Raw genomic sequence first — 17,861 nt, 5'->3', positions numbered from 1 at the left:
GTCGCCGCCGATGTGTATTCGGGCAGGGGCAGGGCGCGTGCCGCGGCCGCACCCGCGTCGGAGTGAGCACGGTTCCCGCGCCCACGGGTGCCACGGCAGAGAGACCGGGGCACCGCTGCTGGACGGGGAGGGAAGCCTGTGGCCTGGCGGAAGCGCCGCCCTTCCCGGTCCTCTGCATACCGGGGCCAGCCGTGGCCAGGCGCGCCGTGCGCTGCTGCGCCCCAGCGCCGGGTGCCCAGGGTTCCCGCGGGTGCGCAGGACCGGCGCGACCATCTGCCCTTCAGTGTTCACTGTGCGTACTCTCGGGACCCTCTTCGGTATCGCTTGGTACGATTTGCCGGGTTGCTGTGCTTCCAAGCTTTCGAAGGCCTCATGCTCATCCTGCTTCCCCCGTCTGAAGGCAAAGCATTTCCGGGAGATGGTCCCCCGCTCTCCCTGGACTCCCTGAGCCTGCCCGAGCTCACGCCTGCCCGGGAGTCGGTGCTGACCGCCCTGGAAGAAGTCTCCGCGCGTCCTCTTGCCGAGGCACGTACCGTGCTCGGCTTGTCTTCGCGGCAGGCCGAGGCCCTCCCCCGCAACCGGGAACTCCGCACGGCAGCGACCTTGCGCGCCGCCGACCTGTACACCGGGGTCCTCTATGACCGGCTGCGGCTTGGGGAGCTGCTCGCGGGACCGGCGGCCGCCCGCGTCGACACGTCAGTGCTGATCTTCTCCGCGCTGTGGGGAGTACTGCGGCCATCCGACACGGTTCCGCCGTACCGACTGTCCATGGGAGTCTCACTGCCTCCGCTCGGACCGCTGGGAGCGTTCTGGCGGGCCCACCTCACCGAGACGCTGACGGCCGTGGCCCGCGGCCGTCTGGTGGTGGACTGCCGGTCGACCGCCTACGCGGCCGCTTTCCGGCCCGGCCCGGAAATCGCGGAACACACTGTCGCCGTTCGCGTGCTGCGGCAGACTGTCGTGGACGGTGTTCCCCGCCGCTCGGTAGTCAGTCATCAAGCCAAAGCAGTCCGGGGTGCGGTGGCGCATTCCCTGCTGACCGCGCAGGAGACCCCGCAGACCCCCGGGGAGCTGGCGATCCTGCTCGCTGACCTCGGCTACCAGGTGGAGCTGACGTCTCCCGCGCGGGGCGGTGGACCGCAGACGCTGAACGTCATCGTGTCCGGCTGAATCGCTTCCCGGTTCCCTCCGTGCTGTCAGGTGGTGCTTCCTGTGTCGTCGGTCACTCCCTACAACCCGAACATCCCGCCCCCGCCCAACCCGTACACCCGGCAGGATCCATCTGGTGCGGCGCCCCGTCCCCCGCGACGCGCCTCCCGTGCCACCGCGGTGCTGTCCGTGCTGCTCGGGCTGGGGGTCATGGTGTTCGCTGTCCCGGCGGCCGTGCTCCGCACCAGTGATGTCATGGACCATCCGCTGCGGTGGCTGGCCCTGGTCGTCCTGCTGGTCTTAGGACCGCTGCTGGCCTTCGGCAAGCGGCCGCGGAGCGCTCAGGCGCTGGGCCGCGGGCTGCTCTTGGGGACGCTGACCGGGTGCGTCGTTGCAGCCCTGCTCTCCTGGGGGTGAACGCGGGCCACCGGTCAGGCGAGGCCGAGTTTCCGCAAGACCCGGACGAACTCTTCGGGGGTGCGCCACATGGCCCGGTGTAGGCGGTTGCCCACCTGGTAGAGGTGCCAGCGCGCGTGGTCGCGGGCCGAGGTCTGGTAGAAGGACCAGCCGAAGAGGTGGTGGGCTTCCAGGTCGCGCGGGTGCGGAACAGGCCGGGTGCACCATTTAGCGGCCGCAGCCTGGAGTTCCGCGGTCACGTCCTCGTCGTAGTAGGTGAGGAACACGCGCAGCGCGGAGAGGAACCGCTTGCGGTGGGCCAGGTCTCTGATGCACTGGCTGAACCGTTCCTCGTGGGCCAGCGCGATCATCGCGGTCAGCGGGTTGCCTTCGGGGGCAAGATCCACGGACCCGCGGGCAAACTCCATCATCTCTTCGATGTTGCCGCCCCACTTGGGAGCCAGGACTTGGATGCGCGCCCAGTGCGCGGGGAAGAGTGTGGGGCAGCGTTCGATGACCCGCTGCCAGATGTAGTCCTTTTCCTCCCGGTCCAGTTGCATGCCCAGGGCGAACCACTGGAGGCAGGACCAGGGCACGGGGTCATCCGGGTTGATCTCGGCTGCGGCCAGCAGCGGGTCGCGGGCCTGGGCAAGGGTGGCGAAGAACAGTTTGAACCGCTCCCGGCTGACTGTGCTCGCCACACCGTCGCCGCGGATCCGCCAGGCTTCGTCGATGAGGGTGCGGCCCAGCCAGAGCAGGATGTCCGCGGCGTCGTGCTCCTCGGTGTCCGGGGAGAGCAGGGCGTGGATCTGCGCGCTGCGGCCCACCGCGGCGCTGCTGAGGGCGTCCACGTACAGGGCACGCAGTTCAGGGTTGTTGCGCGACTCTCGGAGCAGGGCTGTCCCGGCTGCGAGATGCCCTTCCTCCACGGCTTCGACCCCGGCATCCAGGACCATGTTGTCCCAGCAGCGGCCGACCACCACGTTCGCGGGGGATGATGCGCCGCCCGCTACAGACTGCGCATCCTGTCCGAAAGCTCCCATAGGAGTCGAGAATAGTGCCGCACGGTCCCGCCCTCGGGGAAAAGGGGGCCGTGACTGGCTACTGCTCGGTGTTCGTGAAGGTCAGCGCCCCGCCAGCAGCAGAGATCACGAAGAGGTCTCAGATTTTTATCTTCCCCATACTCGGGCAGCGGCATGATCGGAGCTGTCCGGTGCAGGGGATCATGAGGCAGCCTCCGACGGCTCCGTTCTCCGGATTCGCCACACCATTGAACGGGCCGCCGGAGTCCGTCTATGCGAGTGGGCCGGCCACCTCTGTCGAGGGACCGGCCCAGGCCCCACGTGGAGTTAGTCCAAGTAGTCGCGCAGCACCTGGGAACGGGACGGGTGGCGCAGCTTGGACATGGTCTTGGACTCGATCTGGCGGATCCGCTCCCGGGTCACGCCGTAGACCTTGCCGATCTCGTCCAAAGTCTTGGGCTGGCCGTCGGTGAGCCCGAAGCGCATCGACACCACGCCTGCTTCCCGCTCGGACAGGGTGTCGAGCACCGAGTGCAGCTGCTCCTGCAGCAGGGTGAAGCTGACCGCCTCGCCCGGCTGGATCGCCTCGGAGTCCTCGATCAGGTCGCCGAACTCGCTGTCGCCGTCCTCGCCGAGCGGGGTGTGCAAGGAAATCGGCTCGCGCCCGTACTTCTGGACTTCGACAACTTTCTCCGGGGTCATGTCGAGCTCCTTGGCGAGCTCCTCCGGAGTCGGTTCGCGTCCCAGGTCCTGCAGCATCTGGCGCTGGACCCGGGCAAGCTTGTTGATGACCTCCACCATGTGCACCGGGATACGGATCGTCCGGGCCTGGTCGGCCATCGCGCGGGTAATGGCCTGCCGGATCCACCAGGTTGCGTAGGTGGAGAACTTGTAGCCCTTGGTGTAGTCGAACTTCTCGACCGCCCGGATGAGGCCGAGGTTGCCTTCCTGGATCAGGTCGAGGAAGAGCATGCCGCGGCCGGTGTAGCGCTTGGCCAAGGACACCACCAGGCGCAGGTTCGCCTCCAGCAGGTGCTTCTTGGCGCGCTTGCCGTCTTCAGCGATCCACTCCAGCTCCTCCCGTTCCTCCGGGGTGAGCTCGTGGCCCTTCTTGGAGAGCTTCTCCTCAGCGAACAGACCGGCCTCGATCCGCTTGGCGAGCTCCACCTCCTGCTCCGCGTTGAGGAGGGGAACCTTGCCGATCTGCTTGAGGTAGTCCTTCACCGGGTCAGCGGTTGCTCCCGCCGCGACGACCTGCGCTGCCGGCGCGTCATCGTCGTCGTCGTAGAGGACGAAGGAGTCATCGTCGTCGGCGTCCGCTTTCTCGGGGAGGTCCCGGCTCCGCTTCGCCGGAGTGGTCTCCTCAAGCTCGACGACCTCGTCGTCGGTGTCGTCCACCAGTTCCAGGTCGGCGCCGGTCTCCTCGAAGTTGTCCTCGAGGAGGTCGGTCGCCTCCAAGCCGAGCTCCTCTTCGACCGCGGGGGTGGCCGCTGTCGCAGCCGTCTTCTTCTTGGTCGCGGTCTTGGCGGTCTTCTTCGTGGTCGACTTGGTCGTGGTCTTCTTGGCCGTGCTGCGCTTGGCGGTCGTCTTGGATTTCGTGCTGGCGGCCTTGGTCGTGCGTTTCTTGGACGCTGTGGTGGTCTCCTCCGCGTCTTCCGTGCTCTTCTTCACGGCAGTCGCGGCCTCGGGCTTCTCTTGGGCTGCCGCCGTGCGTTTGGCCCGAGTGGTGCTGGTTTGAGCCGCCGCCCGAGAGGCGGAGGTTGTCTTACGCCGGGTGGACTTGCGTCGAGGCGGTGCGGACTCAGCCGCGTTCACGATGAGGGTGACGCCTTCTTTGGTCAGGGTGCGGAGCACAGCCTGAGCCTGCGACATCGGGATCTCGGCCTCTTCAAAGGCACGGCGCACGTCCTCGGGCTCAAGGTACCCCTGGGACCGCCCACGCTCGATCAGCTGCTGGATGACTGGCTCTTGCAGCGCCTCCGGCTGCTGCTTAGAGCGGGTCGAACTGGCAGGTGACACAAACACCTCTCGAACGGACGTGTGGCGAGACTGTTGGACTCGACGATCCGGTGAGTCGGGGGGACGGTGTCCAGCTCCCGGCTCGGTTCCGATTCCCCCACTCGCGGGAGGCCCACCGTAGTACTGGGCCGCTGTGCCTTCTCTAGCGTTTCGACACATCAGCCAAGTAAGATTCTTTCCACCGCGGACCTGGCTGGTACGCGGTTGAAAGGTCCGGTGGTCGGGTTCGGATCAACCCCGCTTGACGCGGGGACTACTTGTGGATCTTTTGCTCCCACCTTAGGCGGGCGGACGGGTAGTTCGCCGCTGGCTGCTCGCGCGACCCGATCTCACGTTGCGGGGACGTGGACGGCAAGCAAGGTTACGTCATCATCCTGGTCATGCCCCGCAAGCATCCTTTCCACAAGGTACTTCAGGATTTTCTGTGGATCGCCCACCACCTCCGCCGGTGCTCGGGAAGCTGCGGTGACGAGTTCTTCGAGACCCGCTCCTGCAGCACGCTTGCGGTTCTCTACTAGTCCATCGGAGTAGAGGACCATGGTGTTACCGGGTGGGACAAAAAATTTGTGCTGTTCTCTCGGCAAAGGAATACCGAGCGGGGTCGACGGCTCGGTTTCCAGGAGCCGAGGCTCCCCTTCTTCTGGGATCAGTAGCGGGGGCAGGTGCCCGGCGTTGGCGAGGGTACCGTGGCCGCTTTCCGGGTCCAGCACGAAGTAGATCAGAGTTGTAATCTGATCGTTGCTCTCAGTCGCGGCGAACAGGTTGTCGAGACCGGTGAGGACGTCCGCGGGCTCGGGCATGCTGAACGCCAAGGCGCGCAGCGCATTACGCACCCGGCTCATCCCTGTCGCCGCTTTGATCCCTTTGCCCATGACGTCGCCGAGCACGCCGGCCACCCGGCCGTCGGTCAGCCGGAACGCGTCGTACCAGTCCCCACCCACCTGCACGTATTTGGTTCCGGGGTTGTAGAGCTTCCCCAACCGGATTCCGCGTACTTCGGGGAGTTCTTCGGGGAGCAGGCTCTTCTGCAGGGCCTCGGCCGTGTTGTGCTCCCGCTCATACAGGGCGGCGCGTTCCAAGGCCAGCGCGCACTGCCCCGCAAGCGCTTCCAGGAACGTCCGTTCCTCTTCGGAGATCTCCCGGGGCTCCCGGAAAGAGAAGCGCAGCGCGCCGATCGGGCGGCCCGCGCTCATCATGGGCAGGGCGATCCAGGCCCGCTCGTCGGTGTGCTCCAGGTAGGTGAGCGTGTTCTCGTGGTCTTTCATGACCTCCCGCAGCGCCTCCGGCGACCCCGCGATGATGGTGCGGCTTTCGCGGACCGCCAGGGTCATCATGCTGAGGTCTTCGAGCCGCATCTCGCGGGGCGGCGCTCCGGGCACGTCCGGGATGCCGTCGTCGTTGAGAAGCTGCAGTTTGAGCCGTTCCGGGGTGAGCTGGGCCACCGCGGTGCGGTACACCCCGACCGCGGAACTGCCGATCTCGGTCATCACGTTGACCACTTGATCGACGGTGAGCGCCTCGGCGAGGTCGGCTGTGGCCTTCTGCAACCGGGCCGTCCGCATCGCCGCCTTCTGCAGCTGCTGGGTGAGGAGCTGCCGCACCTCATCGGTGGCGGTGACGTCGACGTGCGTGCCGACCCACTCCACGACCTGGTTGTCGCGGGTCAGGGGGACTGCGCGAGTGCGGTAGTGCCGGTACTCGCCGCTGTGGTGGCGGACCCGGAAGTTCTCTTCGAAGACCGTCCCGTCTTCAACGGCGTCTTCCCATGCGAGCTGGACGCGCTCGCGGTCGTCGGGGTGTACCGCGGCCAGCCAGCCTTCGGCGAGGTACTCCTCTACCGACTGGCCGGTGAGGGCGCGCCATTCCGGACAGTCTTCGTCGACTCGGCCGTCGCGGGCGGCGGCCCAGACAATCTGGTTGCTCGCCTGCATCAGGGCGCGGTAGCGCTCTTCGCTGCGCCGTAGCGCCAACTCCGCCTTATGGCGTTCGCTGATGTCGACCGCGATCAGCGCCACCCCGGTGATCTTCCCCTCGTCGTAGGCGGGGAACCAGGACAGCGCCCAGTGGCGTTCCTCGTCGGGGTTTCTGGGGGTGCCACCGATGAGATGGTGGTCGCTGTAGACCACTGATTCACCAGCCAGCACCGCGGAAAGGGCCCGCTTGTGCTCTGCAGCGTCCGGCGGAGGAAGGACGTCGTCCGGCGTGCGGCCGTAGCATTCGTCGGCCGACCGCCCGTAAATAGTGGCCAGGGTACGGTTGACGCGCTGGAAGCAAAAGTCCGGAGTGAAGAAGGCGAAACCGATGGGCGCCTCTTTGAGAAGCGTGTCCAGGAGTGCGGAGTCAACGGGGTGCATAGGGGAAACTCGGAGAAACGGGACGGACGTCTCGGTGCTCATCGGTGACACCTCCGGGACCCTTTCCCCGTGATCAGAATAGATCTGAGGGCTGCGGGAAGCGGCTGGTACGGTGCTCGGCCATCCCTATTGAGAATAGGGGGTATGTCCCGTCGGGCGGGACCGCGAACGGTGCCCACAGCGACCACTCCCTCCCCGCACGGTCCGCCGGAAAAACAGGAAACCCCAGTTCTGGAAACCGTACCTCACCGCAATTTCGCCTGTCACCGCACCGCCTCAGCATAGGACACGACGGTTTGATCCCCCGGTCTAGCCAAAGGGCGCAGCCCGCGACAATAGCGGAGAGTAAACAATATACGTTACCCTAATGATATCCGGAGGATCTCGCCGTTTCGGTCGTCCTTTTTAGGGAAACCCCGCTGTTCTCCGTGGTAGACCTTTGGCTTTCGCCGCAGCTTTGCGAAGCAGCGCTGACCGAAATAAGGTTTAGGGTTCTTCTCCCCCACGCTTCCCGGGTCCCCCTCGAGTCCCCGCTTTTCCCTCCGCCCCCACGGAACGTCACAGCTCCGGTGAGCTGAGTGTCGGATTTCCAGCGGTCAATCCCCGCATAACAGATATAGCGCAACAAACTTCCCAAATCACCCCAAACTTGGGCAAGGTCCAGGCAGGAGGGCTTGACAGGCTGCTCCGACGTTGTGGAATGGAATCGGCCACCGTTTCCGCCGACGTCACGAGGGGGCGTGAATGCTCAGGATCGACCAGCACACGGACATGCAGCACGTCACAGCCCGACTACGTAACGAATTCCACACCCTGCCGCACCGCTCGGTGGAACGCTGTGTCACCGACACCTGGCACTGCGCCCGGCACCTCGGGTTCGAGGCCACGCCCAGCCTGGTCGAACGCGTCGCTCGAGAGCACCTGCGTGCCCTCGTCGAATCCGCACCTCCGTCCGCGTCCCCATCCGCTGCCGATACCGGCCTGCTAGATTGATCCTGATCGGACCTCCCGCGCTCTGCTGATACCACGCGACTAGGCCGAAACCATTCCCAGCCCTTTCCCTGTCCTTGTCATACCCTCGTTGAGTGTCGAATCCGCCCTCTTCCTCCCGCTCTGCTGCCGTTCCACCGCCCGACGAGGTGTTCGCGGAACTCCTCCGCGGCGCCCGGGCGCTGCTGACGGTACGTCATCCCCTTGATGCAGAGATCACTGTCAGTGAGCTGCTGAGCACCTGGCAGGAAATGCGGACCCGGGACATCGACCCGGACCTCATCATCGGCGAGGGCCTGCTCGACTACGCTCGCCGTGCCGCCACCCCGGCTGCCCTGGCCCTGCTCACCGGGGTCTCCACCATCGGGGTGTCCGCTCGGCACCGGCTGATCGCCCGGCGCGGCGCCCGAGAGCTCGCTGCCCGCGGCATCGCCAGCCCGCACTGGGTCACCTCACCCGCCACGGTCCGACCTATCAAGGCCTACGTGTCCCGCTCCCTCTTCGGCGACGCGGACGAACTCATCTGCGTCTACCGCCACGAAACCGAGGAAGGCGCACCGTCCGGGGAGCACGCGCTGGTCACCACCATCGACCACAACCTGGGAGGCGTGCTGCGCGATGCGTGGGTGAGCACCAAGGTCGACCAGTTGCTCCGCCACGGCGCCGACCAGGCAGCCCGAGACCCCATGATGTCCTTCACCTCGGTCTCCCTGGGGCGCGCCCACACCCTGCTCACGTCGGCGATCGACCGGACTGCCCGCCTCGTGGCCGCGACCGCCGCCGACTCCCCCGCTTTCCGGCCCAGCCGCTCGGTCACCCAGCTTCTCGGGTTCATTCGGGCGCGCGCCCGCATCCTGCCGCCCGAACCGCCCAGCCGCGCCGTGTCGTGGCGGCGCGACCGACGCGCCACCCTCGCCGCGCGCTTCCTCGCTTCCGATGCTGCGGCCGACCTGTCCGACAGTTACGCTGCGGGACGCTGCGCGGAGCACATCATCGACTACGGCTGCGACGCCGACTTCGGCCGCCCCATGCGGGTCAGCCCGCAGAAAGTCGAGGCTTTTCTGCTGGAATGGCTGCCGCGCCGCGTGCTGCTGCTGCCGGAGGAACAGGAAGCCATGCCGCATGTCCTAGCAGCGTGGGTCCGCTGGGCCGGCCCCTTCCAAGGACTCCCGGAAGTGGCGGTCCACGCCACGGTCGACGCGGTATGGGAGGCGACAGCCGCGTTCTCCCGGTCGTACTGGGACCCTTCGTCCACGTTCGGACTGCGCCGCGAAGTGCTCAACCGGCTCCTGCCCGACGGGGACCTCTCCGCCCTGCCCCGCCGCATGTTCGCCTTCCCGCTGGTGACCGAGTTGGCCCACGACGAGTTCGACCCAACGACCCGGTCCGGACGGCGGGCACTGCTGCGGCTCGACCACTTCGGCTCCTACGACCCGCCCCAGAAGCCGCGCGGACGGCACAGCGGGGCCCCCAAGGAGCCGTACCGGCCTCTCGACCGGTTGGACGAGGAAGCACTTGACGCGCATGAAGAGCTCGCCGACCGGCTGTGGCGCGGGGACCCGCCCAACCTGTGGTCCGCGGCGCAGCGGCTGCTCGACCGCGGGCTTTCGCGGTCCGAAGTCCTGGACACGCTGCTCGTCGCGCTGAGCGGGGCCGATGATGAAGCCGCGCTCGTCAAAATCCTCGACGAACTCTAGCCCGGCGGTCCACGGCCTCTTCCGGGGGCACGGACCGCCCTTCGGGGAGCGGGCAGTCCGCCCGCTCCCCGGCAGTTACTGCGCGGCTCCGCCGAAGAGGCGTGGAATCTGCTCGCTGGCTTCCTTGACGTCTTTGACGGTGTCCACTCCTCGCCAAAAACCGTCGATCCGGTAGCCGTAGAGCCGCCCCTGCTTGGCTAGCTCCGGGAACGTGCTGGACTCGTGGTCACCCTTGACCGGCAGCAGCTCAGTGGCCTCCGGCTCGAAAATGTAGACGCCGGCATTGATCCAGAACGGCAGCAGCGGGCTTTGGGTGAACCCTTCGATCAGGCCGCTGTCGGTGACGTCCACAATCCCCCAGCTCGTGCGGTACTGCGCCAGGGCGAGCGTGATGAGCCCGCCTTTCTCCCGGTGGTAGGCGGTGAACTCGTCCAGGGGGAACCACGTCAGGATGTCGCCGTTGAGCGCGAAGTAGGGGGACTCGGTGTCGCGGAGCCCGGAGCTCGCGAAACGCAGCGCGCCACCGCGCCCCAACGGCTCGTCTTCCACCAGGATGCTGACTTCAGGATCGGTCCGCCCTGAGAGGTGCTCCCGCAACACCTCCGCCTTGTAGCCGCAGGAGACCACGACATGCTCGACACCGTGCCGGGCTAGCCATTCCAGTTGGTAGTCGATGATCGGCCGACCGGCGACCTCGACCATGGCCTTGGGACGGGTGTCGGTGTAGGGCCGCAACCGGGTCGCCTGCCCCCCGGCGAGAATGACGGCCTGTCGGATAGGTTCGCTGGAACGACTCATGAGCGGACCATAGCAGGGGCCGCCCGATCTTCCGGAAGTGTGCAGTCCGTTGCGGCGGCCCCACTGTTCACCGCTGGGTCAGCTCTGTGTAGGCGGCGCGCAGGTCGGCGCTGGTGATCGTGGTCAGATCGGCGGCACTGGCCCGCTCACCGAGGTTCTCCGCGACCCGCAGGTCGCGGTAGGAGCACGCCTTTTCAAACAGTGACCGGGCGAAGCGGCCGTTGCCGAGCTCGTCGATCCAGCCCGACTCGCACACGTAGCTGAAGACCCGTTCCATGTCCGCGCGGGCCCCTTCGTCGAAGGAATCCCCGGTCTGCGCGGCGGTGCGCTCCGCGATTTCGATGAGTTCCTGAGGCGTATAGCTGGGGAAGGCCACGCGCACCGTGAACCGCGAAGCCAGCCCGGCGTTGCTGTGGAGGAAGCGGTCCATGTCCTCCGGGTAGCCAGCGAGGACGATGACCAGCCGGTCCCGGTCGTCTTCGGCGCGTTTGAGCAGGGTCTGCACTGCTTCAGAGCCGAACGCGTCGCCGCCGCTGTAGCCGGGGTTGACCAGCGAATACGCTTCGTCGATGAACAGTACCCCGCCCAGGGCCCGGTCCACCAGCTGGTTGGTCTTGATCGCGGTCGCACCCAGATGCTCGCCCACCAGGTCGGCGCGGCTCGCCTCCACCACGTCGGCGCGGGTGAGCAGCCCCAGCGCCGCGAACACTCGGCCCAGGATGCGGGCCACCGTGGTCTTCCCGGTGCCTGGGGGGCCGACGAAGACGAAGTGCCGCATCGGAGCTGGGACCCGCAGGCCTTGTCCCTCGCGCAGCCGGGCCATCCGCAGTTGGGCGGCGATGGCGCGGACCTGGCGTTTGACCGGTTCCAGGCCGACCATCGCGTCGAGCTCCGCGAGCGCCTCGGTGATGTCGGGGGGCGGAGTGAAACCGGGGAGCCTCGCAGTGAGGGCCTCGTAAGCGGCGACAATGTCGGCGGCCCGCACCGTCACCAGTTCTTCCGGGTCGGGACGCTTCCCGGAAGACTCCCGGGTGACGACCCGCACATCGCGGGCCTCGGCAGCCTTCTCCACCAGGGAGCGGGCGAACCGGCCGTTGCCCAGTTCGTCGACCACTCCGCGTTGGACGACCTGCTCCATCCGTTCCGCTAGTTCCGCGGCGGCGGCCTCGTCGAGCCGGTCGCCGCGGCGGGCGAAGAAGGACTCAGCGATGCGGCGCAGTTCGTCCGCGGTGTAGCTGGGGAAACTGATGCGGGTGGCGAACCGGGAGGCGAGTCCCGGGTTGGAGGCGAGGAAGCGGTCCATCTCCGCCTCGTAGCCGGCGAGGATGATGACGAGGCGGTCGCGGTCGTCCTCGGCCCGCTTCAGCAGGGTCTGCACTGCTTCGTTGCCGAACCGGTCGGGCTGGCCGTCCCCCTCGTTGACGAGCGAGTACGCCTCGTCGATGAACAGCACCCCGCCCAGGGCCCGGTCCACGAGTTCGTTGGTTTTGATCGCGGTCGCGCCGAGGTACTCCCCAACCAGGTCGGCGCGGCTCGCTTCAACCACGCGTGCCGTGGGGAGCAGCCCGAAGGAGTGGAAGATCGTGGCGAGGGTGCGCGCAACACTCGTCTTGCCTGTTCCGGGCGGCCCGGAGAACACAAAGTGGCGCAGCGGCCGGTCGACGCTGTATCCCGCGTCGGCCCGCAGCCGGGCCGCTTCGATCGCGGCAGCGATCGCGCGGACCTGCTGTTTGACCGGTTCCAAACCGATCATGCTCTCGAGCTGGGCCAGCGCCTCCGTGACCGGGATCGGTTCTTCTGCGGCGACCTCTCCTTTGCCCGCGCTGCCTTTCCCGCCGCGGGCGCGAGCGCGCTGGGCCGCGGGGACGGCGGGCCCCGCAGCGGCGGCAGCCCTTCCCTCCTGCCGGTAGCGGTCCAGCTCCTTGGTGAGCTGGCGGGCCGCCACCCACCGCCAGAGCAGGGTCACCGCGGCACCCAGCACCATCCCGGCGACCCCCAGGCTTGCGGGAACCGCCGGAATGGTCATATGGGCCAAGGCCAGCCCGAAGCCGACGATCAGTCCGCCGAGCAGGGTCACCAGCGTGGTGTGCCACACCGGGAACGCGGAGATGCGCGCGGCCACGAGCGCCACGGGCAGCGGCAGCAGCGGGATGAGCAGCAGTGCCGGCTGGCCGTGCAGCGGAATCGACATCAGGGTGTGGGCCACCACCGTCCAGCCCACGCAGACCACGGCGGTGGCGAGTGCCCCGGCGGAGTGCATGAACGCGGTGAACAGTGCAAGCAGCAGAACCGTTCCGGTGACTGTCGCCCACACGGAGAGCTGGGTGAGCACCGCGACCACCGCGGCGGCGAGGACAATCCCCAGCCCGGCGAGCAGCCGGGTACGTAACGGGGTCCGGTGGTAGGTGGAACGGAGGCGTTCCAGAGAGGCCGCCCTGGGCCGCTGCGCGGCTCGGGGTTCGATCTGGCGCCCCATGCTGCCCCTTTCGCGATATGCCCTGTGCGCCCTGTTTCAGGGACACTCGTACCGGCTCGCGTTCCATACTGCCGCTTACCGCGCGTGTCGCGTAAGGAGCGCTGCGCGTGTCGCGGACCGGAGCGGGCCGGGCCCTCCTGCGGACGGGCTCAGTCCAGAAGGCTCAACTGGCCGTCCACGGCGCTGTCCCGGACCACGCGCAGATGGCGCCAGCGCGGCAGCCGGTCCAGGTAGGACCAGGACAGCCGGTGGTGGGGGGTGGGCCCGTGTTCGGCCAGCGCTGCGCGGTGGACCGGCGAAGGGTAGCCCGCTCCCGTAGCGAAACCGTAGCCGGGGTACTCGGCGTCCAGCTCGGCCATGAGCGCATCGCGGTGCACTTTGGCGAGGACCGAGGCTGCCGCGACACTGACGCAGGTCAGGTCGGCTTTGACGTGGGTACGCACGGTCCACGGGGCACCGACGTAGTCGTGCTTGCCGTCCACGATGACCGCATCGGGGCGCACCGGCAGGGCGTCGAGCGCCCGGTGGGCAGCCAACCGAAGCGCCTCGGTCATGCCGAGCCGGTCGATTTCCGCGGGCGAGGCCTGGCCGAAGGCGTAGCCGCGGACCCAGGAACGCACCTGTTCGGCCATGGCGGTACGCCGCCGCGGGGTGAGCCGTTTGGAGTCGGTGAGCCCTTCCGGGGGAGGCGAGCCGTCGGTGATCGCCGCGCAGACCAGGACAGGGCCGGCCCAGGCGCCGCGCCCTACCTCGTCAAGCCCGGCGACGACCCGGGCGCCCGCTGCGATGAGCTCCTGTTCCACGTCGTAGGTCGGCGGGGGAATCGTCGCTGATGCCTTCACCATTCGGCCAGAGTAGCGAGATTCCGCACTACTCCGCGGTAGCGCACGTCGGTCTCTCCGCTTCCCCTATTCTGGGAGAGATACGGGCTGCCCCACACGGCCGTCCCTGCGGCCGCTCCCTCGTGGGGTTACCGTGCCCGTTCGCTTGTTTTCCGTTCCACGTGTTCCTTTGTTCTGTTGGGGGCTGCCTCCTCATGTCCGCCGCCACTCCCGAGCCCACTGGACCCGCACCACAGGGTGGACAGCCAGGGACCGGGGAGGAATCGGTCGCCAAACTCATCTCTATTGCGCCTCGGCCGACCCTTGCCCAGCGGATCATCTCCTGGGCGTCGCGTCCCCCGGGGGTGCTGTACCTGCCTAGCTGCGTCATCGTGGCCTTGGTGCTGCTGTACGAGGACAGCGTGCCCGGTGGCCACCTGCCCAGCTTCATCCTGGGCCTCGGCGGGGGTGCGCTGCTCGCCACCATGGGTGCGCTGCGGCTGGGCATCGCGATGACGGTGGCCCGGCCAATGATCCGCTACTACTGGCTGCGCTGGCTCACTCCACCGCTGATCGCCCTCGCCGCTGTGGTGCTCTCCCTCGCGGATGTCCCCTTGCAGGCGCGGGTGGACGCGTCAGCCGACGACCTGCTGCGGCTGCGAGCCACCTCCAACTCTTCCACGGTGCTCCTCCCGGAGGAGCAGTGGACGGGTTTCTACCCGGTGAGTGAGGTCACCGAGCTCGAAGGTGTGACGTTGTTCACTGTGGAGGGTGCCGGGCTGCTGAAGAAGTCGGGGCTGGCCTACAGCCCCAAAGTGCTGCCGACCGACGTGTTCGTGCCCGGTCACGGCAACCGGGTCTACGAGCACATCGGAGGCGAATGGTACTCCTGGACCGAGCACTGACCTCGGCCGCAACCACGTGCGGGGGTGGGCTTCCAGCCCACCCCCGCACTGTCTGTCGTGGCTGTTTTCCGATGGACTACCGATCCTGCTGGCGGTAGTGGGCGATGGCCTCCTGCGCCTGCTGGACCGCGTCCCCTTCCTCGATGCGCGCACCGATGACGGAGCCGAGCCCGCTCGTCCGGCGTTCCGTGATCCCCGGCAGAAGCTGGGCGAGCAGAAGCGTGGACAGCGCGGACGTGTCCCCTGCCCCTGAGCCGGTGCGCACCACTACCGGAGTGGGGGCCTGTTCGGCGAGCTTGGCGCCCACTTCCAGTCGACGCCGGGCCAGCTCGTAGCGGAGCATCGCCTGGTTGTCGCGGTAGGCGGTGGCGAGCCGCCGCTGCGCAGTGGCTTCGTTGATGGCGGCGACCAAGTTGGTCCGGCCCCGCGTCTCGATCTCGTAGCGCACCCGCTGCGCCTCGGTCTCCTGCTCCTCCAGCATCTGCGCCACGTCCTGGCGAGCCCGGTTCAACGCCGCGTTGACCTCGACGATCTTGGCATCCCGGGTCTTCTTGGACCGTTCGATGTCCATCAGGAGCGTGTCGATGCGGCGCTTGCGGATCAGCTCCCACTCCTGCTCGTAGGCGACCATCTCCTTGGCGACCCGCTCCCGGGTGGACAAGTGCTGCTGGTACTGGTCGGGGAGCTGCACGTCGGGGATGTTGCAGCCCATGATCTGCACCCCGTACCGGCTGAGCTGCCGGTTCAGCAGCTCCTGCATGTCCGCGACATCCGAGCCCCGCAGGTCGTGGGCGTTCTCCGTCTGCACCAGGCGGCTGCGTTGGCGGATCGCATCCTGCACTGCGCTGGACAGCACCAGGTCGAAGTTGCTGGCGCCGATGGTGCGGACGAAGGCGGTCGCGTTCGTGATCCGGAACTTCAGGAAGAACTCGATCGACTTGAGCGGAACGTTCTCTTTGGTGGGGCAGGCGAGCACGGGGGCGTTGTAGGGGATTTCGGTGGAGGTGTCCACCACGAAGTCGACGCGGGTCCACGGGTGCCACAGGTAGTGGCGTCCCGGTCCGAGCTCCGCGACGATAGCCCCGAACTTGGTGAGCACCCCCGTGGTGCCCTGTTCGATCTCCACGATGGAGGAGCGCCACCACCACAGCAGGGCGAGGGCGAGCGAGATGATCCCGAAGAACAGGGCGGGGACCGCGATGACCGTCCCGACGATCTCCCCTGCGGCCAGGGCGGCGACCAGCGCGGTCAGGACCAGGTAGATCCCCACCCACACGAAGGTCATCCATTTGAGCCCGCGGCTGTCCCGGGGAATCACGACGGGGACCAGCGCCCCCTGGTCGCCGCCGCGCAGCAGGCGGGCAATGTCACCCCAGGAGGCGAGCGCCTCTTTGATGGTGGAGTTCCCGCGGCTGACCGGCTGACTCATCACTGGCCTCCCCACTGGTCGGAGTCGTAGTGCGCCGTGTGCGGCTCACCGGGGGACGGGCTGCCCCCTGCTTCCCCCTCCGATGCCGGGCTCTGCTCCGCGAGGGTTGCCTCAGTGGCCTGGGGCGTTTCCTGCTCGCCGAGCAGTGCGGCGATCTCGGGTTCGCGGGCAGCGATACGCTCCTGGATTTCGGCGAGCCGGGTACGGAGCGCGGCGATCTCTTCGTCGGAGAAGAGCACCGGGTCCGTGCCGCCGATGAGCTGCTGCGCCACGCGGAGGAAGTCGATGGCTGCGTCGCCGTCGCCGACCTGTACGAGCTGCGGCAGACTGTCCGCCACCGCTTCCAGCTTGTCCAGCAGGTCCTGTTGGAAGCGGTAGTTGAGGATCTCGGGGGCCTCAGCCGCGCTGACCGCGCGGATGTCCAGGGCTTGCGCTTCCAGCAGCGCGGCATTGGCCTGCGCGGTGCTCTCCGCCTCGACGAACCGCTGCCGGGCCAGGGCACGGGCGCGGTTGGTCTCCCGCTCCAAGGCGGTGTCCATCTGCGCCTGGTACTGGGCGATCTCTGCCTGGATCCCGGAGAGGGTCTCGTTGAGGGAGGCGAGCTCCTTGTTGAGGTCTCCCTCGTTCTGCTCTTTGCGGAGCTGGAGCTGGTACTCGTAGGTGTAGGCCTCTTTCGCCACCCGCACCATCTCGGGTGCGGCCAGGTTCATGCGGTACTCCTGGCTGGACGGCTCCGCGTGGGTGATGTTGACACTGGTCAAGCGCACCGCGGGCAGGAACTGCTGGTTGAGCTGCTCCAGCAGGCGGGTGGTGTTCTCCCCGACCAGGTCGTAGATCTTCGCGGCCTCCTGTTCGTAGATGAGGCTGCGGGTCGTCTCACTGATGGCGTTGTTGAGCTTGTCCTGGAAGCCTTGGACCGCGCCCAGGGTGAAGACGAACTCGATGGGGTCTTCAATGCGGAACTGGAGGAACAGGTCGACCGAGGCTTTGACGCCGCTCCTGGTGGGCGCCTCCCGGATCGGGGCGTTGAAGGGGTATTCCCGGGTCGTGTTGATGATGTAGGACACCCGCTTCCACGGGTTGAGCAGGGTGACCCGGCCAGGACCGACGACCTGCTCCAGCTTCCCGAACTTGCTGATCAGCGCGACGCAGCCGTCGGGCACCATGACCATGCCCTGCCGCCACCAGCTGAAGGCGCCGATCGCGGCGGTCAGCACCCAGTAGTGGGGACCGAAGAAGATCATGGTGGCGTGCGGCAGCGGCAGGGTGACGAGGCTGCCCACCAGTCCTAGCATCACGAGCAGGATCACTGGGAGCAGGGCTCGCGCGGTGCGGCCGCGCGGGATCACCATGGGGCAGATGACGTGGACGGGTCCCTCGGGGCCGCGCTCGTAGCGGCTGCGGTTGAGTGCCTCGCCCGCGTTGGCTAGAGACGTGGTCTGCTGTTCGATCCGGGTGCCCACGGAAGCGTTCTGGTCGCGTGCGGCCAGGAAGTCCGCGGGGTCGAGTCCATACTGCTCAGCTGCCTGGTCGACAGCGTCGCTGAGCACCTGGCGCGGATCGCCTCCTTGGGCGATCGCGCTTGCTGCCCCGCGCACGGCTTGCGCAAAGGACATAGGCGAGGACTCCTCTCCATTGATGTTGAGGACATACTGTCCAGACGCGGTGGACACTCGTCTGGTTCCGATTCCTCCGCGGTCCCGGCATCCTTTCACAGGGATACGGACTTCCGAGTAACAAGAGAGCAACCGTCCCAAAATGCGCGAGGGCGGCCGGGTGGCCGCCCTCGCGGGACGTGGCTGCGG

Annotated in this window: 13 protein-coding genes; 5 read left to right on the top strand and 8 right to left on the bottom strand. The window is 67.5% G+C overall.

The annotated features are described in order from the left end of the window. Window positions 1–372: 372 nt before the first annotated feature. Window positions 373–1,170, top strand: a complete 798-nt coding sequence (yaaA, locus tag TF1_RS07645; RefSeq protein WP_016188986.1) for a peroxide stress protein YaaA — start codon at window positions 373–375, stop codon at window positions 1,168–1,170. 42 nt (window positions 1,171–1,212) lie between these two features. Continuing rightward, on the top strand, window positions 1,213–1,566 hold the full coding sequence (locus tag TF1_RS07640) for a hypothetical protein (protein WP_011292560.1): 354 nt from the start codon (window positions 1,213–1,215) through the stop codon (window positions 1,564–1,566). A gap of 14 nt (window positions 1,567–1,580) precedes the next feature. On the opposite strand, the gene TF1_RS07635 is transcribed toward TF1_RS07640, so the two are convergent. From TF1_RS07635 to TF1_RS07625, 3 genes are all read right to left on the bottom strand, one after another. After that, window positions 1,581–2,588: a tetratricopeptide repeat protein gene (locus TF1_RS07635; protein ID WP_011292561.1), complete on the bottom strand. Its 1,008-nt coding sequence runs from the start codon at window positions 2,586–2,588 to the stop codon at window positions 1,581–1,583. Between the two features lie 306 nt (window positions 2,589–2,894). Continuing rightward, window positions 2,895–4,586 (bottom strand): RNA polymerase sigma factor, encoded by a 1,692-nt coding sequence (locus TF1_RS07630; protein ID WP_016188988.1) that lies wholly within the window; start codon window positions 4,584–4,586, stop codon window positions 2,895–2,897. Between the two features lie 329 nt (window positions 4,587–4,915). Then, entirely contained in the window at window positions 4,916–6,982 is a 2,067-nt protein-coding gene (locus TF1_RS07625) for a SpoIIE family protein phosphatase (protein ID WP_011292563.1), read from the bottom strand. Window positions 6,983–7,684: 702 nt separating this feature from the next. On the opposite strand from TF1_RS07625, the gene TF1_RS07620 reads away from it, so the two are divergent. After that, on the top strand, window positions 7,685–7,933 hold the full coding sequence (locus TF1_RS07620) for a hypothetical protein (protein WP_011292564.1): 249 nt from the start codon (window positions 7,685–7,687) through the stop codon (window positions 7,931–7,933). A gap of 92 nt (window positions 7,934–8,025) precedes the next feature. Continuing rightward, complete coding sequence (locus TF1_RS07615) at window positions 8,026–9,627, top strand: hypothetical protein (protein ID WP_011292565.1); 1,602 nt, start codon at window positions 8,026–8,028, stop codon at window positions 9,625–9,627. A 75-nt stretch (window positions 9,628–9,702) separates the two neighbouring features. Here TF1_RS07615 and TF1_RS07610 read toward each other — a convergent pair whose 3' ends face one another. From TF1_RS07610 to TF1_RS07600, 3 genes are all read right to left on the bottom strand, one after another. Further along, window positions 9,703–10,425, bottom strand: a complete 723-nt coding sequence (locus TF1_RS07610; RefSeq protein ID WP_011292566.1) for a nucleotidyltransferase family protein — start codon at window positions 10,423–10,425, stop codon at window positions 9,703–9,705. Window positions 10,426–10,492: 67 nt separating this feature from the next. Continuing rightward, window positions 10,493–12,901 (bottom strand): AAA family ATPase, encoded by a 2,409-nt coding sequence (locus TF1_RS07605; RefSeq protein ID WP_011292567.1) that lies wholly within the window; start codon window positions 12,899–12,901, stop codon window positions 10,493–10,495. A 149-nt stretch (window positions 12,902–13,050) separates the two neighbouring features. Then, complete coding sequence (locus TF1_RS07600; protein ID WP_011292568.1) at window positions 13,051–13,746, bottom strand: ribonuclease HII; 696 nt, start codon at window positions 13,744–13,746, stop codon at window positions 13,051–13,053. 191 nt (window positions 13,747–13,937) lie between these two features. Between TF1_RS07600 and TF1_RS07595 the strand changes: the two genes are divergently transcribed. After that, entirely contained in the window at window positions 13,938–14,627 is a 690-nt protein-coding gene (locus TF1_RS07595; RefSeq protein WP_038043960.1) for a hypothetical protein, read from the top strand. Window positions 14,628–14,703: 76 nt separating this feature from the next. Here the strand turns inward: TF1_RS07595 and TF1_RS07590 are convergent, their stop codons facing one another. Further along, window positions 14,704–16,056 (bottom strand): SPFH domain-containing protein, encoded by a 1,353-nt coding sequence (locus tag TF1_RS07590; protein WP_016188992.1) that lies wholly within the window; start codon window positions 16,054–16,056, stop codon window positions 14,704–14,706. Then, window positions 16,056–17,672 carry an SPFH domain-containing protein gene (locus TF1_RS07585; protein WP_011292571.1) on the bottom strand — a complete coding sequence of 539 codons (1,617 nt, stop codon included), beginning with the start codon at window positions 17,670–17,672 and terminating at the stop codon, window positions 16,056–16,058. The genes TF1_RS07590 and TF1_RS07585 overlap by 1 nt, the downstream gene beginning before the upstream one ends. Window positions 17,673–17,861: the final 189 nt, after the last annotated feature.

Origin of the sequence: Thermobifida fusca NBRC 14071 = JCM 3263, from assembly GCF_001592045.1 — a bacterium.
GTDB classification, from domain to species: domain Bacteria; phylum Actinomycetota; class Actinomycetes; order Streptosporangiales; family Streptosporangiaceae; genus Thermobifida; species Thermobifida fusca.
Note: the sequence above shows the minus strand (reverse complement) of the source record. Positions and strands in the feature narration are given on the sequence as shown.